General features: G+C 49.2%; 19 protein-coding genes. 12 read left to right on the top strand and 7 right to left on the bottom strand.

Annotated features, from left to right (window positions below; all coding sequences use genetic code 11):
• Position 1 precedes the first annotated feature (1 nt).
• Complete coding sequence (locus tag BUB37_RS15480; protein ID WP_072994728.1) at positions 2–1,168, bottom strand: FecR family protein; 1,167 nt, start codon at positions 1,166–1,168, stop codon at positions 2–4.
• Between the two features lie 117 nt (positions 1,169–1,285).
• Between BUB37_RS15480 and BUB37_RS15475 the strand changes: the two genes are divergently transcribed.
• From BUB37_RS15475 to BUB37_RS15440, 8 genes are all read left to right on the top strand, one after another.
• Complete coding sequence (locus BUB37_RS15475) at positions 1,286–1,882, top strand: RNA polymerase sigma factor (protein ID WP_072994727.1); 597 nt, start codon at positions 1,286–1,288, stop codon at positions 1,880–1,882.
• A gap of 113 nt (positions 1,883–1,995) precedes the next feature.
• On the top strand, positions 1,996–3,030 hold the full coding sequence (locus tag BUB37_RS15470; RefSeq protein WP_094766753.1) for a TRAP transporter substrate-binding protein: 1,035 nt from the start codon (positions 1,996–1,998) through the stop codon (positions 3,028–3,030).
• Positions 3,027–3,482, top strand: a complete 456-nt coding sequence (locus BUB37_RS15465; RefSeq protein ID WP_072994726.1) for a TRAP transporter small permease — start codon at positions 3,027–3,029, stop codon at positions 3,480–3,482. Before BUB37_RS15470 ends, BUB37_RS15465 begins: the two co-directional genes overlap by 4 nt.
• Complete coding sequence (locus BUB37_RS15460) at positions 3,479–4,753, top strand: TRAP transporter large permease (RefSeq protein WP_072994725.1); 1,275 nt, start codon at positions 3,479–3,481, stop codon at positions 4,751–4,753. The genes BUB37_RS15465 and BUB37_RS15460 overlap by 4 nt, the downstream gene beginning before the upstream one ends.
• Before the next feature lie 93 nt (positions 4,754–4,846).
• Positions 4,847–5,410 carry a TetR/AcrR family transcriptional regulator gene (locus tag BUB37_RS15455; protein WP_072994724.1) on the top strand — a complete coding sequence of 188 codons (564 nt, stop codon included), beginning with the start codon at positions 4,847–4,849 and terminating at the stop codon, positions 5,408–5,410.
• A 72-nt stretch (positions 5,411–5,482) separates the two neighbouring features.
• A complete protein-coding gene (locus BUB37_RS15450; protein ID WP_072994723.1) occupies positions 5,483–6,046 on the top strand; it encodes a carboxymuconolactone decarboxylase family protein in 564 nt (187 codons plus the stop codon).
• Positions 6,047–6,124: 78 nt separating this feature from the next.
• Positions 6,125–6,439 (top strand): EthD family reductase, encoded by a 315-nt coding sequence (locus tag BUB37_RS15445; RefSeq protein WP_072994722.1) that lies wholly within the window; start codon positions 6,125–6,127, stop codon positions 6,437–6,439.
• A 1-nt stretch (position 6,440) separates the two neighbouring features.
• A complete protein-coding gene (locus tag BUB37_RS15440; protein ID WP_072994721.1) occupies positions 6,441–7,085 on the top strand; it encodes a DsbA family oxidoreductase in 645 nt (214 codons plus the stop codon).
• Between the two features lie 266 nt (positions 7,086–7,351).
• Here BUB37_RS15440 and BUB37_RS15435 read toward each other — a convergent pair whose 3' ends face one another.
• Genes BUB37_RS15435 through BUB37_RS15415 form a run of 5 tightly spaced genes read right to left on the bottom strand, consistent with a single transcriptional unit; the run spans position 7,352 to position 14,833 of the window.
• Complete coding sequence (locus tag BUB37_RS15435) at positions 7,352–8,380, bottom strand: family 43 glycosylhydrolase (protein WP_094766752.1); 1,029 nt, start codon at positions 8,378–8,380, stop codon at positions 7,352–7,354.
• 38 nt (positions 8,381–8,418) lie between these two features.
• On the bottom strand, positions 8,419–9,687 hold the full coding sequence (locus BUB37_RS15430; protein ID WP_212635308.1) for a DUF6786 family protein: 1,269 nt from the start codon (positions 9,685–9,687) through the stop codon (positions 8,419–8,421).
• 19 nt (positions 9,688–9,706) lie between these two features.
• Positions 9,707–11,326, bottom strand: a complete 1,620-nt coding sequence (locus BUB37_RS15425; protein ID WP_072994719.1) for a sulfatase — start codon at positions 11,324–11,326, stop codon at positions 9,707–9,709.
• Between the two features lie 5 nt (positions 11,327–11,331).
• Entirely contained in the window at positions 11,332–13,245 is a 1,914-nt protein-coding gene (locus tag BUB37_RS15420; RefSeq protein WP_212635307.1) for a glycoside hydrolase family 97 protein, read from the bottom strand.
• 22 nt (positions 13,246–13,267) lie between these two features.
• The gene (locus BUB37_RS15415) at positions 13,268–14,833 is read right to left on the bottom strand and encodes a sulfatase family protein (RefSeq protein WP_094766751.1); all 1,566 of its coding nucleotides are present in this window, start codon (positions 14,831–14,833) and stop codon (positions 13,268–13,270) included.
• Positions 14,834–15,081: 248 nt separating this feature from the next.
• Here BUB37_RS15415 and BUB37_RS15405 point away from each other — a divergent pair, with 248 nt between their 5' ends.
• Positions 15,082–16,350 (top strand): PQQ-dependent sugar dehydrogenase, encoded by a 1,269-nt coding sequence (locus BUB37_RS15405; protein ID WP_072994717.1) that lies wholly within the window; start codon positions 15,082–15,084, stop codon positions 16,348–16,350.
• 5 nt (positions 16,351–16,355) lie between these two features.
• Here the strand turns inward: BUB37_RS15405 and BUB37_RS15400 are convergent, their stop codons facing one another.
• Entirely contained in the window at positions 16,356–17,324 is a 969-nt protein-coding gene (locus BUB37_RS15400) for a family 43 glycosylhydrolase (protein ID WP_094766750.1), read from the bottom strand.
• 561 nt (positions 17,325–17,885) lie between these two features.
• On the opposite strand from BUB37_RS15400, the gene BUB37_RS15395 reads away from it, so the two are divergent.
• From BUB37_RS15395 to BUB37_RS15385, 3 genes are all read left to right on the top strand, one after another.
• On the top strand, positions 17,886–18,467 hold the full coding sequence (locus BUB37_RS15395) for an RNA polymerase sigma-70 factor (RefSeq protein WP_072994753.1): 582 nt from the start codon (positions 17,886–17,888) through the stop codon (positions 18,465–18,467).
• A gap of 72 nt (positions 18,468–18,539) precedes the next feature.
• On the top strand, positions 18,540–19,484 hold the full coding sequence (locus tag BUB37_RS15390) for a FecR family protein (protein WP_072994716.1): 945 nt from the start codon (positions 18,540–18,542) through the stop codon (positions 19,482–19,484).
• 141 nt (positions 19,485–19,625) lie between these two features.
• Positions 19,626–23,000 (top strand): TonB-dependent receptor, encoded by a 3,375-nt coding sequence (locus tag BUB37_RS15385; protein WP_244526853.1) that lies wholly within the window; start codon positions 19,626–19,628, stop codon positions 22,998–23,000.
• The last annotated feature ends 13 nt before the right edge of the window (positions 23,001–23,013 follow it).

The following is a 23,013-nucleotide window of genomic DNA, read 5'->3' as shown; positions in this document are numbered from 1 at the left end:
TTTATGGGTTGATAATAATTTTGTTTTCGACGATGGCATAGTCTACGTCATACACTTTTTTAAAGTAGTTAAAGACCTGCTCGATGGTTTCGTGTTCCGTTTCGATCGTTGCATTGAAGCGTTCCTTGGCAATATCCTCTCTATTGTTGACGATCACCACGTTATAATGCCTTTCGAGTTTTCTTGTAATGTTCTCAAAGGTTTCGTTGCGAAAAACCAGGTCGCCCTGCATCCAAGAGGTGTACAGCGAAGTATTTACCTTTTGGTTGTCGAACTCCTTGTCGCTCTTGTTCAAGGTTCCCTTGAATCCCGGCTCCAAGAACATTTCCTTGTTCGATACATCGACATCGCCTACCTGGGACATACTCACCGACCCATCGACCAAGACCACTTGGTACTCTTCATCTTCGGGATAGTTGCTTACGTTAAATTTGGTTCCGTACACCTTCACATCCAGGTCTTGCGAATTAACCACGAACCGCCTGAGGCTATCATGGCTCACCTCAAAATAGGCCTCCCCTACCAGGACCACCCTCCGCTCCTTGCCCCGGTGAAAGACCGTAGGGTAGGTAATGGAACTGCCCGCATTCAAATGCACCTTGCTGCCATCCGACAAGACAAGGCCGAAACGTTTGCCTTTTGGTACCGTCAAGGTGTTAAAGTCGGTTTCCGAATGGTCGGAAGCAACGGTATAATCGATTTGCTCGCCTTTTTGGGCCCCTATTACCTCGCCCTTTTCGTTGACGACTTGCGAGCTGCCGTCCTCGGAAATGATCTTAACCTCGCCATTACCGAGCTGCAGGGTTATGGCGTTATCCCTGGGAACAATGGCGTTCGGGTCGCCTGGTCTAAAAACATCCCTTTTCAACAAAAGCCCCAAACCGAGAAATACAAGGGCAATGGCCGCATATTTTAAAAATTCCTTGGTCCTATATAGGGAAACAGGCTTCCTCTCTTTTCTAATTTCCTTGAGCAGCTCATCTTTAACTTTATCGTAATTGGGATCGTTCATGGCCAATGTAATAGCAAAATGGGTTTCAACGTAGGCTTTGAACTTTGTTTGGTTTTCTTCGTTCCTCAACCATTCGTCCAACAGGTTCAGATCGTCGACACCTCCCGACCGGGTCAAATACCTAACGATGCAATTTTCGATTTCCTGGGGTACCATCTGCTTTGTTTCTCTATATAGAATACAAGCAACATTTCCGATACCCTAACTTTTTTTCAATTTTTTTTTGATAATCGCATAATTTTTATTGTTTATTTGTGAAATAAACACATATTTATGAACCTGAACGATAACCGGAAGTTAATAGAGCAATTGATCATAGGTGAGGAAAAGGCGTATATGTTTTTATTGCAAAAGTACCACCGCCCCTTAAATGCCTACGCCCTTACCTTGACCCACGAAGAGTCGAGCGCCCAGGACATAGTTCAAAATGTGTTCATCAAAACGTGGAAGGCAAGAAAAAAACTAAATCCCGATTTTTCGATACGCAACTTTTTGTACAAATGCGTTTACAACGAATTTTTAAACCATTACCAAAAAAACAGGGCCGTTTTCCTGCTCCATCAAAAATATATCGAATACGCCCATGAGATCGTTGAGGAAAAAGACGACCACGCCCTAACCCGAATGATCGAAATTGTAAACAACGAGATTCAAAAACTGCCCCCCAAATGCCAAAAGGTGTTTCTATTGAGTAAAAAAGAGGGCCTGACCAACAATGAGATCGCCGATTATTTAAACGTCTCCATTAAGACCGTGGAAGCCCAGATCACCAAGGCATTTTCCATTCTAAAGCGAAAGTTGGGCCAGCAATATCAAAGTATTTTATTTCTTATCTTTTCCAACCCAAAAGAAGAATTAAGGAGTATGTAATGTTCCCGACGTACAGCTATTGAATTCGGGTCATCCTTCAGTATAATAGTATTAACAGCAACAATGGCCGACAACTGGGAAGGCTACCTAAATAAGTTCAACAACCCCGTTCGATGAACACCAAATGTTTAAACCAAAAAAAACTGGCCGACCGCAAAATTTTCAGAATTGCCTATGCGATTTTTGTCGGTGCCCTTTTTGTTCTTCTCGCCTCATGCCAAGAGAAAAAGTCACCGGAATACGTGTTCAGGGCCAGTCATTTGGTCAATGAAAACCATACTTGGTATAAGGCCTTTGCCTATTTTTCGGAGATTTTGGAGGAACGTAGCAAAGGACGGATCGTCGTAGAAAACTACCATTCGGAACAGTTGGCCAAAGAAAGTGAGGCCATTCGCTTGATCCAGGCCGGGGTAATCGACATGACGACCACAGGTTCGGTCTTGAACAATTGGGAAGAAATCATCGCATTTTGCGAATTGCCCTTCCTCTTAAAGGATTCCGTCGACATGAAGACGATTATCAACGGCCCCATTGGCCAAAGAATGGAAGAGGCAATGCTCAAAATCGGCCTACGGCCCCTCGGGTATTTTCAAAGGGGTCCCAGGCACCTGACTTCCAACAGGCCCATCAGGCATCCTGACGACCTGAAGGGACTTATCGTTCGCGTGCCCAATGTACCTTCCTTTATCACGGCCTGGCAATCGTTGGGGGCGAAGCCCACCCCCATGGCCTTTTCCGAAGTGTTCACCTCCCTGCAACAGGGCACCATACAGGCCCAGGAAAACCCCTTTGCCATGATACGGGCCGCCGGCTTTTCGGAAGTCCAAAAATATGTAAACCTTACCGCCCACGTGGTCAGTTGGACCTACCCCGTTATCGGTGAAAAGCAATTTCAGAAATTGCCCGACGACCTGAAGGAAATATTCCTCGAGGCGGCCCGCGACATGCAGGCCTACGAACACCGCTTGTTTGTCGAAAACGAAAAGAAGGTTCAGCAAGAACTCAAAGACCAAGGCATGGTCTTCGTCGAGGTCGACAAAGAAGCCTTTGCCCTGGCCAGCAGGGAGGCCATCTTTTCAAGTCTTTCGCCCGAAATGCAAGCGATATACAACGACATCGTTTCGAACCTAAAGTCTAGGAGGCCATGAAATTTATTGCCAAAATACTCAAGTTCGGTACGCTTTTCAGCACCATGGGATTTATAGTCTGCACCTTGATCCAGGTATATGCCCGGTTTTTTATGGAAAGTGCACCGCCATGGACGGAGGAGGCCGCCAGGGTCTTTTTTATCCATGCGGTGGGTTTTGCCGCAGGTTTGGCCGTAAGGGGCAATTACTATGTGAATTTCGACCTGCTCTACCAGTATCTGGGCCCTAAGGCCAAAACATACCTCGACATTATCACCCAACTGACGGTATTCGTACTCTTTGCCACCTGTGCGTTTTATGGCAGCATCTTTACCTTGAACGGGTTTGACGAAAGCGCACCCAGCATGGGCATACCCATGGCCGTTCCCTTTGTCAGCACCGTTGTATTAGGCTGCTCCATCTGCTTGTACACCTGGCTCGAACTCCTTAAAACAATCCGTAGAAAAAAATGATCTGGTTACTGTTTATCGTCTTTATCGTCTGTCTTGTTTTGCGCTTTCCAATAGCATTTTCGCTGGGCATTTCGTGCTTGGCCTACCTGATTGCCAAGGGCATTCCCTTGATCGTTTTGCCCATGAAACTCTACTCCGGCATCGACGTTTTTGTATTGCTCAGTATACCCGGATTTATCTTGGCCGGCAATCTGATGAACTATGGGGGCCTAACGGAGAAAATCATTGCTTTTTGCAACCATTTGCTGGGCCATATTCGAGGGGGACTGGCCCTGGCCAACATAGGGGCATCGATGCTCTTTGCCGGGATTTCGGGAACCGCCATATCCGATACGGCCAGTTTGGGATCCGTACTGATACCCGCAATGAGAAAAGAAGGCTACGATCCCTCATTTGCCTGTGCCATAACTGCCTCCTCATCGACCGTAGGCCCCATTATACCGCCCAGCGTGCCCATGATAATCGCCGCTACCTTGAGCGGACTCTCGGTCGGCCGACTTTTTTTGGCGGGAGCCTTACCGGGCCTATTGCTCGGGGCAGGACTAATGGCCGTCACCTACTACCTCTCACGCAAACGCAACTATCCCAAACACGAAAGGAGCTCCTTTCGACAAATAGCCAAGGGCTTCGTCGACACCTTTTGGGCCCTGTTGATGACCCTCATTATCCTGTTCGGCATAATCGGTGGAATATTCACTCCTACGGAAGCATCGATCATAGCGGTAGCCTACGCTTTGTTGATCGGTATTTTTGTCTACAAAAGACTCTCCCTTAAAAACATATGGGTTTTGGTTTTGGATTCAATGAAGACCTCGGCCTCACTTATGGTCTTGGTGGGCTTTGCCAATCTATTCGGATGGATCCTTATTACGGAACAAATGCCCCAATTGGTCTCCAACGAAATTCTCAACTTTTCGGAGAACAAATATGTGGTCTTGCTGCTGATCAACCTGTTGCTCATTTTTGTGGGTACCTTTATGGAAACCATTGCCGCCTTGCTGATCCTTTTCCCTATTTTGCTCAAGGTTTCGATGGGCGTCGGGGTCGACCCCATTCATTTTTCCGTCATTGCCCTATTGAATCTGATGATCGGACTCACAACACCGCCCTTGGGTATTTGCCTGTTCGTCTCCTCCAGCATCGGCAAGGTATCGATCGGGTCGGTAAGCAAGGCAGGACTCCCCTTTTTGGCGGTCAGTTTGATCATCTTGGCCTTGGTCACCCTTTTTCCGGAGATATCCTTGTTCTTGCCCGATCTTATTATGGATTGATACACAGGAAGTCTCCCCCTCAAACCCCAAAAATTTGTTAAACAGGATACTATATCTAACCAATTGTTTAGTTTTGTGGTGTAGTTCTAAGCAATGGCAAGAAAAAAGCAATATGACGAAGCCGAGGTGGTAGAGAAGGCCATGAACCTTTTTTGGAGAAATGGCTATACAAATACCTCTATGCAGATGCTCGAAAAGGAAATGGGCATCAACAAATTTTCTATCTATGCCAGTTTTGACAGTAAGCACGGCTTGTTCCTTCAATGCCTCGAACGCTATAAAACAAGGGTCAGGGTTCTATTGGAAAAGCTCAAAAATGCCAACAAGGGGATAGCCGATATCAAACAATTTTTCTACGATTCCGTAAGTTCCAATTTTAAAGACGACAATGTTAAGGGGTGTTTTATTACGAATACCTATAACGAGTTTTCTGAAATTGAAGACCAAGTAATCAAGGAACAGGTCAATTCATTTATGGCCGAGCTTAAAAAGCTGATTATCGAAAAACTCAAAATGGATAAGACCAAGGACGAGGACACCATCATAAGGGAAGCCAACTACCTACTTTTGGCCAAACACGGCTTGGCCGCCGCATCGAGGGTAAATACAAAACAAGAAATCGAAGATTACATAGAAATGACCTTTAAAAACCTTTAACCATTTTTTTTAACCTAAAACTAAACGATTGTTTAGAAATATTTAACATTAATCCTTTTAACAAAGAAAATCATGACAACGTTACAAGTCCACAACATCGAGACAGCTCCCGAAGGAAGCAAGCAATTATTGGAAAAATCGCAAAAGGCCTATGGGATGATTCCCGGTTTGCACGGCGTTTTGGCCGGGGCGCCAAAAATTTTAGAGGCCTATCAAACCTTACACGAGCTCTTTACCCAAACTTCCTTCAACGAAGAAGAACTGACCGTCGTATGGCAGACCATTAATGTGGAGCACGCATGCCATTATTGTGTTCCGGCCCACACGGGAATCGCCAAAATGATGAAGGTAGACGATGCCATTACAGAGGCATTGCGCAACGAAACCCCTCTTGAAAACCCCAAGTTGGAGGCCCTGCGCACCATGACATTGACCATAGTCAGAAACCGTGGGCACGTAAGCCAAGAAGATCTGGACGCCTTTTACGCGGCGGGTTATGGCGAGGCCCAAGTACTGGAAATTATTTTGGGCCTATCGCAAAAAACAATAAGCAATTATGTAAACCATATCGCCAACACCCCCGTGGATGCCGGCTTTAAAAAGTTTGCATGGTCAAAAGAGAATGTAGTTTCGTAACTTCGAAACCTACAGGTTGATGGATGACGGTAAACCTTCCGTTTATTCGGAAGGTTTTGCTTATAAAAAATTGGAAATATGATAAAAGTATCGGTGATGTACCCGAACGGCAAAGACGTTAAGTTTAATGCCGAGTATTATAAAAACAAGCATTTGCCCATGGTTTCAGAATTATTGGGCAGTGCTTTAAAAGGCATGGAACTGGATTTGGGCATGGCCGGCAGGGGCGAAGGCGAACCAGCCCCCTATGTGGCAATAGCCCATTTAAAGTTCGATGATATCGCTTCTTTTCAAGCTTCTTTCGGTCCGCACGCGGCAACATTTGCGGCGGACGTTAAAAACTATAGCAATGTTAGGGGCGAGCTTCAGATCAGTGAATCCATATCCTATTAAAATGAAAGAAAAACTAAAAATAGATATCGTATCCGATGTGGTATGCCCTTGGTGCACCATTGGTTACAAACGACTGGAAAAAGCCATTTCGGAATTAGGTATAACGGACCAAGTAGAAATCGAATGGCAACCTTTTGAGCTGAATCCGGATATGCCTGCCGAAGGCCAGAATGTAACGGAGCATATTGCCCAAAAATATGGATCTACCATAGAACAGCAAAAAGAATCGCAGCAACGTATGGCCGAAATGGGCGAAGAACTCGGTTTTACATTCGATTATTTTGATGAAATGCGGATGGTAAACACCTTCGATGCCCATGTTCTGTTGGAATATGCCCAAGCTTTTGGCAAACAGACGGAATTGAACATGCGGCTCACCACGGCTTTCTTTAGCGAGCGAAAAGATGTTTCTGACAGAAATGTGTTAAAACAGGCCTTGTTGGATGTGGGCTTGAATGCCGAGGAAGCACTGGCCGAACTGGATAAGGAGGAGGCTCGGTACAACGTAAGGAGCAAAGAAGGATACTGGAAGAACCTGGGGGTCAATTCGGTTCCTACCATCGTATTCAATCGAAAAAGCGCCATTACCGGAGCACAGCCTGTTGATACCTTCAAACAGGTACTTTCAGAAGTTATCGCCGAATAATACCATATAAAAAATGGAAGTGTAGGGGAATTGGATGCCCTATTCGATGTACGGCGAAAAGCAGGTGCGGTCAAATTCACCGAAGAAACAATCGGGTCTATTCGGCAAGCATTAAAAGTGTAGAAGATTCCGGAGTACTGGACAGGCCTCTGAACCTAGGGAAAAAGCACCGGATTTTACTTTAAAAAATTCCGTGGGCAAATCGGTCACTTTGTACGGGAAATTAAAAAACGGCCCCCGAAGCCAAAGCTAAAAAAAGACGGGACTTAGTCCGGTATCATCTCAAACCGGACGAAAAAGGCTTGACGGTTCTCGACCTTCATCGAAACGCCCCAACCCGGGGGCTCGATCTCGGGGTTGCCGTTTTCCAGATGGGGCCGGTATAGGCCCGGTGCCTTGGGAATGTTCGCCAAGCTATCTTGAAGCAAGGAAAAGTGCATCCCGTCTTCGGCATAACGGAGCGTTTTGCTTATCGATGCCAAGGTGGCCACCCCCTTGCCCTTTCTCCAAACCAGTACTTCGTGGCTCTTGTCCTGCAGGGCTTCCCCGTGCTTCACAAAAGGGCCTTCCGGTCTTTCGGCATAGGCCACGCCCATTTTGGTAAGGCCCGGCCCCTTTTCGCCGTCAATGAGCGACCTGCCCTTATAGTACAAAGCGATTTTACCATCGATTACCATCAGACTGGCATCGTCGATACGGTAGCTGTCAAAAGCTTCCTTATTGGGACTTACCTTCAGCACAGGATTGTTTTCAACCCGTTTGAACGGGCCGTCCGGACTATCGGCAACGGCCAGCCCTATGGCCGTAAAATCATTCTCCGAATTGTTTTCGAATACCTTGTCCCGATTTCCCGGTGTGGGCTTCACCCCGGTATAATAGAGGTAGTATTTTCCATTCCTCACCAAAATGTTCGGGGTAAATACCGAGCTATGGTCAAAGGCCCCATCGGGACCTACGTCCAGAGCCATGCCCTGTTCCTCCCAGGTATGGCCACCGTCCTTTGAGGTCGCATACCAAATGGTTGCCCAATACCCTGCGGTTATCGGACTATCCATACGTGAGTACCAGATATAGTAGGTATCCCCGACCTTGATAATGTCGCTGTTATCGCGCCTGTTGTACAGGGAATCTTTTCCGATACCGGTAATTTCCCGATACGTAAACGTCACTCTTTCGCTTGCCGAAGCCAAGGTTTCCTCCCCTGCCTCAAGGCCTTGTTTTTCTTTGGACTTGCAACTTTCCAAAGACATAAGTGAAATTACGAGGACGGCTATGGCACATAAAATAGGTTTCATTTCTTCAAATTTAATCGTTGCATCCAGAACTTAGCCCCTCATTCAAAAGCCCCCTTTACCTCTTCTACGCCTACGCCCAGTATGCGCTCCAGTATCGGGCCCAAGACCGTCGTATCGCCTTCGACATGAAAGGTCATTTGTGTATGCCCACCGCTTTCCCCAGCCTTCAGCGCCAGGGCCGGTGACGATGTCTCGAGCTCATAAAAGGGACCAAGGGGCTTTTCGCCCGGCTTTGGGGCACCGTCGTTATAGGCATTGACGACATCCCCGTCGTAGGGCCTTTCCTGAATTTCCCACATCGAATTGACATACTCGGCATCATGGTCGGGTTGCCTGTACTTGACCAAGGTCAACAGGCCTCTTTCGGCATCGTAGGAACCGATTATGTTTTTGGCCCGGGATGGCGACAGGCCAATTTTACCCCTATGCCTTCCATCCCCCTTAAAAAAGACGACGTTTTCCTTGATGACCAACCGATCTTCAGGCACCTTGCCAAAATACATATCGTTTACTACGGGTCCCTCGCCTGCCGAATTGTAGGGAATGATGATGGTCGTGTTCGGCGACGGGTTGAACATGCCCAACAACCAGATCGACAAAAGCCCCGTTTCTTTCTTCCAATCCTGCTTTCCGATATTGGTCAAGGTGTTGGTGGTTCGATAGGCCACCGTACTCAACCCTTCCAAGCTATCCAAGTCCAGCTCCTTACGGATGTCATCGTCGGTAAGCAGGGCCACCTCACGTTCAATACCCAGATGGAATTGAAATCCGGAGTAATTGGTGAGCGAAGCCGCTTTCTCAAATACCGCCTTGCTTTTGGATACGGTTTTAATAGCGAAAGGTTCGAGATCGATAAGCCTGGGGGTAAACCAATTATCCAAATTAAAATCGGCACCTTTGGCAAAGAAAATGGAGTACTGCCCCCCTTCCGGCCCCATCCAAAAACGCTCTTCGCCGCCAAAGGCATTGATATGGTCCAAGGTATCCCGCGACTCGAACAGTTCCCTATTGATCCACCCGTAACTCATCCCCGTCTCCCCCGAAGCGCTACTGGTCATTACCCGACCTTGCAGGTTCGGGGCAAGGGCTATCCTACTTTTCCCCGATCGGTCTGACAATTCTACGATCGGCGTATACGCCTGCAAAAAGGAAAGGTCATCTTTAAACGTGCGGTAATCAATGGAATCGGTCACTTTATTATCTTTTTCGGTTGGTCTATCTTTTGAATTGGCCTTCGGCCGACACGACAACACGCCCAGTACCATACTTAGGCCGAGGATCAGGGAGGTAATGGAAATGGTTTTCATACACTTCTGCTTTATGGGTTTATTGCTTGCCCGTTACGGGTTCGCTGCCCCACCAATCTTCGTTGGGCCGCCAATCGGTCGATAGCATGGCCTTACGCTGTTGCTCCAACTTGGGCATCAGTTTGGTTTTATGGTCGGCCAGCCTTTGTTTCCAAGCCGCCTCGTTCCAGAGGGTATCGACTTCGGCATACTGGGCATCCATATCCTCCAGCCAATCGGTCACTTCTTGTTTCATTTGCCCTACCAAGGTCTTGTTTTGGGCGGAAAGGTCCGTCGTTTCCCCGATATCGCTTGCCAGATCATAGAGTTCGGTATGGCCGTCTTCCCAATAGTGAATGATCTTATAATTGCCTTTCCGCATGATCGAAACGGGTTCGCCCCCTTGGTTTCCGTAATGTGGATAGTGCCAAAACAGGGGCCGTTCCTTAATTTCCTTCCCTTCAAGCAGGGGTTTTAGGCTTACCCCGTCCGCATGGTGTTCGGGCCGGAGCGGAATATCGGCGAGGTCCAACAGGGTCGGATACAAATCGGCCCCGGAAACGGGCTCTTCGTTTTTCTCCCCGCCCTGCGCCAACCAGGGCACATAAATAAAATAGGGCACCCGTAGGCCACCTTCCCATTGGTATCCCTTTCCCCCGCGAAGCTCCAACTGGTTGGTCGAATAATTATCGCCCGAGGTAACCCCTCCGTTGTCGGAGGTAAAGACGACGATGGTATTTTTGTCGAGCCCAAGTTCTTCGAGGGTCTTGAGTACACTGCCCACCGCCTCGTCGACCTGCTCTATCAATCCGGCGTAGACGGGATTGTCTTGGTACTTTCTTGCCGGCAGTACGCGCTCCATTTCAAATCCTTTTTCGGCGATTCCCATACGGTCGGCCTTGTCCCTATATTTCTTCCACTTGGCCCGGGTCGTCTGAATGGGGGCGTGCACCGCATAGAACGAAAGGTAGGCCAAGAAGGTCGAATCTTGTTGTTCCCGTATAAAGGCGGATGTTTCCTTGGCCAGCTTCATGGAAAGCGACATCCCCTTTTCATCGTCCCTATCTTCCATATACGGATTGTTGAACGGGGAAAAATAACCGCCACTGTAAGGCCCTCCCTTTTCATAGCCCCCTTGATTATAGTCAAACCCGTGATCGGTAGGAAGCGAGCGGTTCGCCGCACCGCCCAAATGCCATTTACCGGCAAAGAAAGTGACATAGCCATTGTCTTTGAGCACCTCGGGCAGTACCACATCATTGGTATCCAAATGGTGCCCGTACTCGGGAGGCAACAACTTGGTATGCCGGTTCAGGGCCTTCCAGGCCTGCCCCGTTTTCGCCCCTTCGTATTGCGTAAGTCCGTGCCGGGCCGTAAACTGGCCGTTCAGCAAGCTTGCGCGCGACGGACTGCAAACGGCACAAGTGGCGTAGCCGTTGGTAAAAATGGTGCCCGACCGGGCCAATCGGTCAATATTGGGTGTTTCATAGTACGAACTGCCCATCACCCCGAGGTCGGCATAGCCCAGGTCGTCGACCAGAATAAAAAGAATGTTCGGTTTTTTGGCCGTCGGCTCCGGTTCCTTCCGATTTCCACAGGAAATCAAGAACAACAAGCTTACACCGGCCAATAAAGGATTTATACACTTCGATGGTATCATAAGGTTTAATTTTCGTTAGGTCTTATCCACATACAATGCCCACCACCGGGGGCCATTTTCGCCCTTACCAGGTCTCCTTTTTTCACCGTACCCTGTCGCACCCGGTAAGCTTCGGGATTATTCTTAAAATGCGTTTCGTCGGTATCTTCGTAATACGTCACCTTATATTCCTTCCCTTCCTCCAAAAAATCGAGGGCAATGGGCAAGGTTCCCCCGGGCTCGTTGTGTACCGAACCGACAAACCAGTCCGCTCCGCTCCTTCGGGCCGTGGAAATGTATTGGTCCATTCGGGCGTGCAGGATTCGGGTTTCGTCCCATTGGCCAACCGGCATTTGCTTGACAAACTCAAAAAGGTCGCCTTTTTCGGCATAGGCCTCCGGGGCGTCGGGAAGGCATACCAGGCCGCTAAAGATTATGAGGGTACGGGCCGCTTCGGCGGTTACCGTGGTATATAGGTTTTTTGCCTTGGGACCCTTTTCGCGCTCACCGGCGTTTACACTGCCTATATCGAAAACCCCGTTGTTCATGTCCAAGGGGCCCTGCAGGGCATTGATCAAGGCCATACGAATAAAGCTTTGAGGGGTAAAGGCCCGGCGCGAGTCTTGTTGGGCATGGCAATATTCCCGGGTAATGGCATTCGGATAGGTGCGCGTTATCCCGGTAAAGGGCACGGGGCCATCGTGAAAATCGATCAGGAGCCCGTTCTCGGCACTCATTTGGATCGCATTGCGGGTAAAGGGAACGTTCTTTCCCTGAAAGCCGTACTTTATTCCCTTGGCCCCCAATTCGCGGTAGTACGGAAAAAGGGCGGCATCGCCATACCTGCCCTTGTGGTTGTCGTAATACAGCAAGATCGACACGCCCTTGTCCCCGGCGTATTGCATTACCTTTTCCAAATCGAGCTTATCCGACATTTCGATATGTCCTTCCGAAACATCGGTATACCAGGCATCGTCGACCAAAAAATAGCCTATCCCGTTTTCGGCGGCAAAATCGATAAAGCGCAGGTAGCTCTCCGTATTGATCCCGTAGGTAAAGCCGTCCGCTGCGGTATACCCGTGAACGCGCCAGTCCCACAAGGTCTTTCCGGGCTTGATCCACGAAGGGTCTTCGAGGGCCAGGGGCGCCGCCACGTTCAAGGGGACGGGATTGGTGATCAAGTCGCCAATGTTCCCTTCCAGAAGGATCAGCCGCCACGGTGTTTTCAGTTTATCGTCCTTCGCCTCGAACCTGTTGTTCGAAAACAGCTTGTCGCCCTTTGTATCGAAGTCGAAATCGATGACCGAAAAACCCGGGGCACTTACCAGGTCCGATTCGAGCAGGGCCACAAATGGCCCTTGGGCCGTTTCGACGACCAAGGGCATTTGCCATGGGTCCGGTACCGAGTCCATTTGCGCCAAATCGCCCAAAACGATCGGCCCCTTGGGCATGCCTTCCCCTGCGGGCATGTACACCTCGTCATTCTGCGAAAGTCCGTATTCGATAAAATAGGCCGGCTGGGCGTCCGACGGCAGTTCATCGACCTCATAGCGGAAAGCGGCCCCGCCATCATAGGCCCGAACATAAAGGTTGGCCGCGACCCCATCGTATTTTAGGGACAGGACCAATTCGTTATAGTGGTCCGTAATTTTATCGAACTGCCCCCAAAGCGGCTCCCATTCCGTTTTCGAGGTACGGACCTTTGTACCCGCAACCACCACTTTCGCCCCGGGAAAGAGCGACAGGCCAGAAGGGGCTATTACTTGCTTCCCTTTATACAGGACTTCGTAGGCCAGCTCCCCATCGACGATATCGACGGCAACGGATAGTGCCCCATCGGGCGATGTGACCGGGTCGACCGTTTTTGAAGGGACACATGCACAAGCAAATACCAGGCAGAAAAGAACTACGGCCCTTACCATCGTTTTTTTATATATCATAACAGCTTTTCTTCCCCGAAATTCAATTGACGATCATCTCTATTTGCTTCCAATCTTCGGTCGCGTCGTTCTCCTGCTTCTTCCCCGGGGTACTACGACCGTCTAAAATAATCTTTTTTAGGGCTTTGAGCAGCTCCTTCGCCCTTTCGGGCTCTTGGTCGACAAGATTACGGGTTTCGCCTATGTCCTTCCTTAAATTGTACAACTGCATGTCGGGCAGATCGAGGTTTTCCTTTTTGATATCCTGCAGCGTGGGGTAGCTCCACCCGGCCGAGCCCGGGGCCACGATCAGTTTCCAGTCGCCCTGTCGTATGGCAAAGGAGCCATTGACCGAATGGTGTACGGTAAATTCACGAATCTCCTTATCGCTTTCCCCGGTAATCAGGGGCAGTATGCTGTAACTGTCTTCCGCTTCATTGTCCTTTGTTTTATACCCCGTAAGGTCGGCGCAGGTGGCGAACAGGTCGGTCGTGCATATGATTTTGGAACTTTGGGCGTTCTTCAACCCCTTATCGGGCCATTCGACAATAAAGGGGACATGGTGGCCGCCCTCATAGATATCGGCCTTGCCTCCCCTGAACACATAACTGGGGTCGTGGCCGACCCTGGCGAGCTCCTCGAAATCGGCCCTGGGCGAACATCCGTTATCGCTCGTAAACACCAATAAGGTATTTTCCGAAATTCCCCGTTCCTTAAGAACTTCCCGAATTTGGCCCACAACGTCGTCTACCTGCATTACAAAATCGCCGTACATATTCGTATTGCTTTTTCCCAAAAATTCGGTAGTGGGCAAAATGGGGGTGTGCGGTGCCGGTAAGGGAAAATAGAGAAAGAAGGGAGCATCGTCCTTTGCCTTCCTGACGATGTAGTCCACCGCTCGGTCGGTCAGGTCCTGCAACACATTGGCGTGATCAAAGTCGTCGGAAGTAGGCCCTTTTCTCCAAAAGCCCTTTTCATCGACCGAAATGGTGGTCCGGGTCGGCACCATGGTAGCCTGGCCGTTCTCGACATAGACATAGGGCGCCATATCCAGGGAACCGCAAAAACCAAAGGAATAGTCAAAACCATGGGTACTCGGGCCGTTTTTCACGGGAGTCCCGTAGTTGACCTCGGCAATGGTATTGAGCTTGTCGAGCACCGCATCGGGCTCGTCGCTGGTAATGTCCCAATCCCATCCCAAATGCCATTTACCTACAAAGGCAGTACTATAGCCCTGGGCCTTGAGCATCTCGGCCACCGTGGTACGACCGGGCTTGATCAAGGATCTGGAATACCCGCTTACCACACCACTTTTTAATCGGGAGCGCCAATTGTAACGCCCGGTCATAATTCCATATCTCGTTGGCGTACACACGGCCGACGAGGTATGTGCATCGGTAAACCGAATGCCGTTGGCAGCCATTCGGTCTAAGTTGGGCGTGGGAATTTTTCCGTCGGGATTAAAGGCCTTTACATCGCCGTATCCCAAATCGTCGGCAAGAATATAGACGATATTCGGAACCTCGGTCCTTCCTTTTTTTTTCTGGCCCCAAACAGGGCCACCTATGGCGCATAGAAACAAAAGCCATGCGATACTCCTTTTGATCATATTTTTTTTTGGTTTTTGGTTTGCTCGCCCTTACCCGGTAAGGGTGATGCCCAAAAATAAGCATTACGCACCAAGAAAGGAAACCGACCATAACCCGCCCAAAACCAAGGTTGTACCATCGCCATGGACAGCGTCCCCCCTTGGCCCGACCCAATTCTAGGCGTAAAATGGACCATGCTAGAAAGTTCTTCGCCTAAAAGTGCGATTGAAATGGTAACTTTGGCGCTTACCAAACCAAAGCCCATTTTATGAAAATAGCATTTCCCGGCCGTAATTTGCTCTTTGCGGCCACCACCGTAGCCCTTGCCACCTTAAACCTTCAATGTAGGAACGAAGCGAAAAGCGAGGCCAAAACATCACATAACGAAACCTTTTTAAAGGTTCCCGAAGGCTTTTCGGTAGAAGAGATCGGCAAGGACCTCGGTGCGGTCAGGCATTTGACCGTCGCGGCCAATGGCGATATCTATGCCAACCGGTCCGTTCTAAAGGACGGCAAGGCCATTCTCCTGCTCAAGGACAAGGATAATGACGGTAGCATTGACGAGCAGATCCCATTCGGAGAACTGCCCGGCACCGGGATATTGGCCACCGAAGACTACCTTTACACGTCGTCGAATTCAGCGGTATTCCGATATCAATTGAATGACGGCCACGAAATTTTGGATACGGACAATCCCGAAAAAATCGTGGACGGCCTCATCGATATGGGGCGCGACAATGCAAAACCCTTTACGATCGACGGCGAGGGCAACCTCTATGTCACCGTAGGCTCTTGGAACGATGCCTGCAGGGACCAGGAAAACGAAACGGGCCTAATGCCCTGTACCTTGTTGGATTCTGCCGGCGGTATTTGGAAATTTAGGGCCGATACCCCCGGCCAAAGCTTTGGCGACGGTTCCCGATATGCCACGGGACTCAAAAATTCGGTCGGTATTGCATGGAATTTCGAGACCAATTCCTTGTTCGCCACCGACCACGGCCGAGGGGGACTGCACAACTTTTACCCCGACCTCTTTACCGAGGAACAAGATGGAAACCTACCCGCCGAAACGCTCTATGAGCTAAGGGAAAACGACAACGCCGGCTGGCCCTACACCTATTACGACCCCATAAAGAAGGCCCGGATACTCGCCCCCGAATACGGTGGCGATGGTGAAAAAACAGGCGGTGAAGACGCCATTGCCCCCTTGGTGGCCTTTCCCGCCCACTTGGGTCCCAACGATTTGCTTTTCTATACGGGCAACATGTTCCCCGAACGGTATAGGAACGGGGCCTTTATCGCATTCCACAACCAATCGCCTACGCTGAAACAAGGCTTCTTCGTTGCCTTTGTTCCCTTTAAGGACGGCAAGCCCGAAGGGGATTGGGAAATTTTTATCGACAACTTCGCGGGAATGGACCTCGCCAAGCCCGAAGGAAACCTGAAACATCGCCCATGCGGACTGGCACAGGGACCCGATGGCGCCCTCTACGTCTGCGACGACTTCGGCGGGTCTATCTTTAAGGTAAGCTATTAAAACCCTTATTTACGCGGAGTACTTGCCAGGCCCTCATCGGTCCTTTTGACCGGCTGTATGGTTCCGTCTTCGTTGAAGTACAGGTACTCCGCACTTATTTTGCGCTGTCTTTTCTGTTTCCCGCAGGCCCCATTGGTGTCGTACCACCTATGGTAGAACAAGATCCACTGCCCCTTGTATTCGACCATGGAGGCATGGTTGTTACTTTCGTGTTCCTGTTCCATGATCAGGCCTTTGTACGTCCAGGGACCTTTGGGCGAATCCGACATGTAATAGGTTAGGTCGCGATTGTTTTCGGCCATGGTAAAATAATACTTATCGCCTCGCTTGAAAATAAAGGGACCTTCCATCTTGGGTTCATAGCCGCCCATATCCATTTTATAAAAATCGCCCTTTACCGCCTTCATATCATTGGTCAATTCTATCACCTTGTAATCGGCCCCCATGGCATGGACATAAAGGTATGGGGTACCATCGTCGTCGATAAAAAGACAGGGATCGTTGGCATAGGGGTCGGTCCACAGCGGAGCGCCGATATAATCTTCGAACGGACCTGTCGGGGAATCGCTTACCGCAATACCTATTCCCATCCATTTCGTGCTTTTTTCGGGGTTCACGCGGTCTTTATGGCCCGTTCCGGCAGGAAAGCAGAAGTAATACTTCCCGTCCTTATACGCTGCGTCGGGCGCCCAGGCATAATTGTCGGCCCATGAAATTTGATTGACGTTCAAACATGCCCCGTGGTCGGTCCAATTTATAAGGTCGTCCGTCGAAAAAACACGCCAATCCTTCATCCAAAAATCTTCTTGGCACGGTTCATCGTGGGAGGCGTACACGTACAACCGGCCATCGTTCCAAACATGGGCAGAGGGGTCGGCCGATAGTACATCGCTTCCAAAATTCAACGGATTTTGCGCAAAGGCAAAGCTTGTCAGTGCGATGCACAGGGTAGTTAAGGTTCCAGTAAGTCTCATAGTATTTAAATTCGGATAGTAGTGTGTTGATTAACGAGTTTAATAGTATTTTACGGCTGCCAGACTTACTCCCCGTATCGGCCATTCGGGAATGTGCGGGAAGCAGACGCCTTGCCTTTCAAAAGTCTTCACAACTGTGGAACTAAATTTAAGAATTTGGCGGTATTTTCAAACACAGCTTAAACATTTGCAACATTTTCACACATTATAGTTGGCTTCCAATATCAAGGCCGGGTGCCGATTTACCGCTAAAAACATCCCTACCGAACGCGATTTGCTATACCCGGTAGCTAGGTTTTGCCACCTCCGTTCGGCCACAATCTTCCATACTGGCCGACAGGGATAGAAAATGCCCTTTCCGAAAAAATCAAAAAAAAACCGTTTCGGCGCCCCCTTGCCCCTGTTGAAGATTTGGAAAACAAGTCCCTAGAAACGTGTCACTTCGCCGGCCCACATCGAACGTGTACAGACGGCCCATGGTATCGGGCGGAAAAAGTAATGTTAGTTTCTAAATTAAGAATTTGTAAATTGCTACCGCAAAATCTTCCGTTTTCCAAAATTATGATGCCAGAATTTTCTCATAATGCAAAAACGTACTCCTCCCCCCACCTTGAGGGCGAAGAAGATTTTAATATCATGTACGGCTTTTTTAAGCCGAAACTTTTTGTCATTGCCCACAGCTATATAGCGTCTAAGGAAGATGCCGAAGAGATCGTACACGATGTACTTATCAAGCTTTGGGAAAGGAGGCACAGTATCAACATTACCACCAATTACACCGCATACATTTACCGCATGATGCGAAATGCCTGCCTCGATTACCTGAGAACGCGAAAAAACAAGCTATCGAAGGAACTCAGTGCCGACCAGCAGGAATTTTGGCTCAACTATAGTGCCTTGGCCGACGATGCCTCCTCCGATATCATCGCCAACGAATTGCATCGTTTGGTCGACCGTACCATTCAACATTTACCGGACAAATGCAAAAAGGTATTTATGAAAAGTAGGTTCGAGGGCATGGCCCACAAAGAAATTTCAAGGGAACTGAAAATTTCAACGAAAACCGTCGAAAACCATATTACAAAGGCCTTAAGGGAACTTAAATCGGCCCTTAAGGAGCATCTGTCCTTACTTTTTCTCTAATTTTTTTTGGTTCAACTAGGGGGTACCCTAAACTTTTACGTCTAGATGTCAAACACTGACTTCAGATCAAAGATGAATAAAAGGGATATAAAAGCCTTGGTAGAGGGAAAACTTTCGGGCACTAAAAAGCAGGAAGTCATCAAGTGGTTGCTCAAAAACCCCGAACAACAGCAGCGCTACCACAAGATGAAGGCGGACCATGTGGCCCGACTGTTGCGGGATACCGAATCGGACACTCCCCAAAAAGCCAGGCAAAAACGATTTCAAATTTATCAATTGACCGGCTATGCCGCCCTGGTCTTGGTCTTGGTCTCCCTATCCCTTTTGTACCTAAAGACCGGGAATGCCCCGCATACCCCCGAACTGGCCCTGATCGAAACGGCCACGGCGATTGGCGAAAACAGGACCATAGAACTGCCCGACGGCTCCATGATCACCCTTAATGCCAATACTTCCATTTCATTTCCGAAATCCTTCCCTGACGAGGTTCGCGAGGTCAGCCTTAGGGGCGAGGCCTTTTTCGACGTTACCCACGATGCCGACAGGCCCTTTGTCGTCTCGACCGACAACGGCATGAAGATCCAGGTCTTGGGCACCACCTTTAACGTCAAATCCTATCCCGAGGACCAAAACGTGGAGACTACGCTGGTATCGGGCAAGGTTCGGGTGGTCGAGGAAAAAGACAACAAAACCGTGGTACTCAACCCCTCGCAGCGCGCCACTTACGACAAAAACGAGGACAAGATAATCATCGACCGGGTCGATACCCAGAACCTGACCTCGTGGCGGGAAGGCAAATTGATTTACGACGAAACGCCCATTCACCAAGTTATACGCGACCTACAAAGAAGGCACAAGGTTTCGATATCGGTGGCATCGCCCGAAATAATGAACTACAAGTACACGGGAGTCTTCGACAACCTCACCATTGAACAGATCATGGACCTCTTTGAGGTTTCATCGCCCATTTTGTATAAAAAGAACAATAATCAAATCACCTTGTATATGAAGAAATAGAAACCTAAAAAAAGAGGAAAGTGCGGCAACACTTCCCTCCCAAAAAAATTATTTAACTACCTAGTAATTAAACAACTTAAACTATTCAAAATTATGAAAAAAAAGGATCATTTTTTTTCAAAGGTCCCTATTATAAGGATAATGAAAATATACATCGTCTTAGTGGCCATTACCTTGGGCAAATTGTTCGCCTCCGAGGTCAATGCCCAGAACATATCTTTGGAACTGAACAACGTCAGGTTAAAAAAGATATTGAATGAAATAGAGCGTAAAAGTGACTATAGTTTTTTCTACAACAACAGCATTATCGATGTATATAAGAAAAGATCGCTGACCGTTGAGGACAAGAACGTTACCGAGGTGTTGGAAACCCTGTTCGAAGGTTCGAACATAGACTTTAGCTTCGTGCGCGACCAGATCATCCTATTTCCCAAAGACAGTCCGGAAATCAAGGAAAAAATCGAAAACCTCTTGAACGGCCAGGTCGACAAAACACCATCGGTGTTGAGTCCGCAAAAAATCAACGAACTGATCAAGACCAATGTACAGTTTACGGTACAGGGTCAGGTGACCGATACCGACGGAACGCCCATACCCGGGGTTACCGTTTTGGTCAAAGGCACTTCAAAAGGTACAGCTACCGATTTTGACGGCAACTACAGCATCATGGCCGATACCGGCGATGTGCTCTCTTTCAGCTACATCGGTTTTACCACCAAGGAGATACAGGTACAGAACGAGCAAACGATCAACGTTACCTTGGAAGAAAATGTGGCCGCCCTTGAAGAAGTGGTCGTGGTCGGTTACGGTACGCAACGAAAATCGGACCTGACCGGTGCGGTAAGTGCGGTCGACAGCGAAGACCTTTTAAAGGCTCCCGTAACCAATGCCCTGCAAGGTATGCGAGGTAAAGTGGCCGGTGTAAACGTCTTCCTCAACTCGGGTTCGCCGACCGGTTCGCCCCGTATCGTCATCCGCGGTGTGGGCACGATCAACTCGTCTTCCGACCCGCTTTACGTTGTCGATGGGGTGGTTATGGACGACATCAAGTTCATCAACCCGAACGACATCGAACGCATGGAGGTCTTGAAAGATGCCTCTTCGGCCTCGATTTACGGTGCCAGGGGCGCCAACGGTGTCGTGTTGATCACCACCAAAAGAGGCGGAAAGGAAGGCAAGGTCACCATCGGATACGACGGTTCTATCAGTGTAGGCCATATACGCAAGAAAATGGACCTGCTCAACTCGGAAGAGTGGCTCGAAGTCGTTAAAACGGGTATGGAAAACACGCCCAAGTACCGACCCGATTCGCCCGCGCCGGTATTTACCACCAACGACCCCAACCTCTTCGACGAAAACGGGAACCCCTTGTACGATACCGATTGGCAAGACGAGGCCACCCGAACGTCTTTCTCTACCAACCACCAATTATCGGTACAGCAAGGAAACGAAAAGTCGTCCGTGGGCGTGTTCTTGAACTACTCCCATGTCGAGGGTATTATGCTGAACAACGAATTGGAGCGTATCAGCGGTAAGATCGCCTACGACGTAACCCCGAAAGACTGGTTGAAAATGGGGGTCAACCTTATGGTGAACGATGTAAAGGATACCGAATTCGAAGAAGGTGGCGGGCACCAAATGCCCCGACGAACCATGATCGAAATGCCTCCCATCTTCCCGGTCAAGTTTCCCGATGGTACGTGGAGCAATAGCCAGATGATCGAAGACGCCTACAACCTCGAGTCTATGGCCAACCCCGTACACGTATTGGAGACCCAAGAGCGTTTTTGGGAAAGAAACCAATTGTTCGGAAACTTCTATGTCAACTTTACCATACTGCCCGGACTCGATTTCAGGAGCCAGTTCGGTTTTGACAAGAACATCAGGAACAAGAAGGAATACTCGCCAAGGGACTTGGTCAACATCTCCTCTCCCGATGGCTATGCCAGGATATTCAACGAAAAGAGTACCTACTGGCAACAAGAAAACTACCTGACCTACAACAAGGAATTCGGCAAGCACCGAATCAACACCATGTTGGGCCTTAGCTGGCAGGAACGCAACTACGAGTCTTCGAACATCTACGCACGCGGATTCAGCGATGACTTTTTCAGGTACAACAACATTGGGTCGGCCAGCAACCCAAGTGCCCCCGAATCAAGTACCGAGTCATGGGCGCTCAACTCTTATTTCGTGAGGGCCGGCTACAGCTTCGACGACAAGTATTTGATTACCCTTACGGGCAGGGCCGATGGTTCTTCGAGGTTCGGAAAGGACAACAAATACGGTTTCTTCCCCTCGATCGGTGCGGGTTGGAACATCAGCGAGGAATCCTTTATGGAGAACGTAGACTTCATCAACCGATTGAAACTCCGCGGTAGCTACGGTATCACCGGTAACACCGAAATACCTCCGTACAGCTCCTTGGCCACCGTTTCCTCGGGCACCGTTCTGTTGAACGGAACCCGCGTTAGCGCCAGCTCGGTCAACCGCTTGGCCAACCCAGGCCTGGAATGGGAAAAGACCAGCCAGTTCGACATAGGTATCGACTTGGCCGCCTTGGACCACCGCCTGCGCCTGGAGTTCGATTACTACGACAAGCTGACCAAAGACCTATTGCTCGACAGACCCGTACCCTATACCACCGGTTTTACCTCGGTAAGGGACAATATCGGCTCCGTTTCCAACAAGGGTATCGAGGCCATGATTACGGGTGAGATCGTCCGCGGTACCGACTTCGGATGGGAATCGTCGTTCAACATGAACTACAACAAGAATACCATTGAAAGCCTTGGCGAAAACGATGAGGATATCGAACCCGGACCTTTTTGGGTATCCGGTAGCCAGACCATTCTCCGCGTAGGCGAATCGTTGAGTTCGTTCTACGGATACGAGCGTTTGGGAACCTGGGAAACCGATGAGGCCGCCGAGGCCGCGTTGGTCGGTGCCGTACCCGGCGAGGCCAAAAGGTCTGCCGACAAAAAGATCCTCGGAAAGGGCCTTCCCGATGTTACCGGAAGTTTTATCAACAATTTCAGGTACAAGAACTTTGACCTAACGGCCGACATCCAGTTTGTTGCCGGTGTCGACATCATGCAGCAATACTACCACTCTACCGAAGACCGTTCGGGTATCGCCAACGGCTTGGCCACCATCCTTTACGACGGGTGGACCGAGGACAACCAGAACACCATGGTTCAAGAGATCAGGAACCAGGCCTATGCCGGCCAAAACAGCCAGGTCGACAGCCATTGGGTCGTAGACGGGTCGTACATCAGGGGCAACCTTTTCTCCCTGGGCTACACCTTCGACCAGCAGTTCCTAGACCTTATCGGACTGAACAGCCTTAGGGTATACGCTACCGTCGAAAACGCCTTCGTCATCCACTCCAAGGATTTCCAAGGCTACGACCCGGAAGCCTCTTCATGGGGAGACAACCAATGGGGACAGAATATTTTCTTCTTCCAGTACCCCAAACCAAGAACGTTCACCTTGGGATGCAGCCTTAAATTTTAATGCTTAAAAAGAA

Origin of the sequence: Pseudozobellia thermophila (assembly GCF_900141855.1) — a bacterium.
Taxonomy (GTDB): Bacteria; Bacteroidota; Bacteroidia; order Flavobacteriales; family Flavobacteriaceae; genus Pseudozobellia; species Pseudozobellia thermophila.
The sequence above is the reverse complement of the archived record's forward strand: the minus strand, read 5'-3'. Positions and strand labels throughout refer to the sequence as shown.

Coding starts and splice junctions, on each gene's coding strand:
- BUB37_RS15395 (WP_072994753.1), top strand. CDS start 17,886: ATGATGCCAGAATTTTCTCATAATGCAAAAACGTACTCCTCCCCCCAC.
- BUB37_RS15460 (WP_072994725.1), top strand. CDS start 3,479: ATGATCTGGTTACTGTTTATCGTCTTTATCGTCTGTCTTGTTTTGCGC.
- BUB37_RS15450 (WP_072994723.1), top strand. CDS start 5,483: ATGACAACGTTACAAGTCCACAACATCGAGACAGCTCCCGAAGGAAGC.
- BUB37_RS15390 (WP_072994716.1), top strand. CDS start 18,540: ATGAATAAAAGGGATATAAAAGCCTTGGTAGAGGGAAAACTTTCGGGC.
- BUB37_RS15425 (WP_072994719.1), bottom strand. CDS start 11,326: ATGATACCATCGAAGTGTATAAATCCTTTATTGGCCGGTGTAAGCTTG.
- BUB37_RS15445 (WP_072994722.1), top strand. CDS start 6,125: ATGATAAAAGTATCGGTGATGTACCCGAACGGCAAAGACGTTAAGTTT.
- BUB37_RS15405 (WP_072994717.1), top strand. CDS start 15,082: ATGAAAATAGCATTTCCCGGCCGTAATTTGCTCTTTGCGGCCACCACC.
- BUB37_RS15400 (WP_094766750.1), bottom strand. CDS start 17,324: ATGAGACTTACTGGAACCTTAACTACCCTGTGCATCGCACTGACAAGC.
- BUB37_RS15455 (WP_072994724.1), top strand. CDS start 4,847: ATGGCAAGAAAAAAGCAATATGACGAAGCCGAGGTGGTAGAGAAGGCC.
- BUB37_RS15435 (WP_094766752.1), bottom strand. CDS start 8,380: ATGAAACCTATTTTATGTGCCATAGCCGTCCTCGTAATTTCACTTATG.
- BUB37_RS15475 (WP_072994727.1), top strand. CDS start 1,286: ATGAACCTGAACGATAACCGGAAGTTAATAGAGCAATTGATCATAGGT.
- BUB37_RS15465 (WP_072994726.1), top strand. CDS start 3,027: ATGAAATTTATTGCCAAAATACTCAAGTTCGGTACGCTTTTCAGCACC.
- BUB37_RS15470 (WP_094766753.1), top strand. CDS start 1,996: ATGAACACCAAATGTTTAAACCAAAAAAAACTGGCCGACCGCAAAATT.
- BUB37_RS15430 (WP_212635308.1), bottom strand. CDS start 9,687: ATGAAAACCATTTCCATTACCTCCCTGATCCTCGGCCTAAGTATGGTA.
- BUB37_RS15480 (WP_072994728.1), bottom strand. CDS start 1,168: ATGGTACCCCAGGAAATCGAAAATTGCATCGTTAGGTATTTGACCCGG.
- BUB37_RS15420 (WP_212635307.1), bottom strand. CDS start 13,245: ATGATATATAAAAAAACGATGGTAAGGGCCGTAGTTCTTTTCTGCCTG.
- BUB37_RS15415 (WP_094766751.1), bottom strand. CDS start 14,833: ATGATCAAAAGGAGTATCGCATGGCTTTTGTTTCTATGCGCCATAGGT.
- BUB37_RS15385 (WP_244526853.1), top strand. CDS start 19,626: ATGAAAATATACATCGTCTTAGTGGCCATTACCTTGGGCAAATTGTTC.
- BUB37_RS15440 (WP_072994721.1), top strand. CDS start 6,441: ATGAAAGAAAAACTAAAAATAGATATCGTATCCGATGTGGTATGCCCT.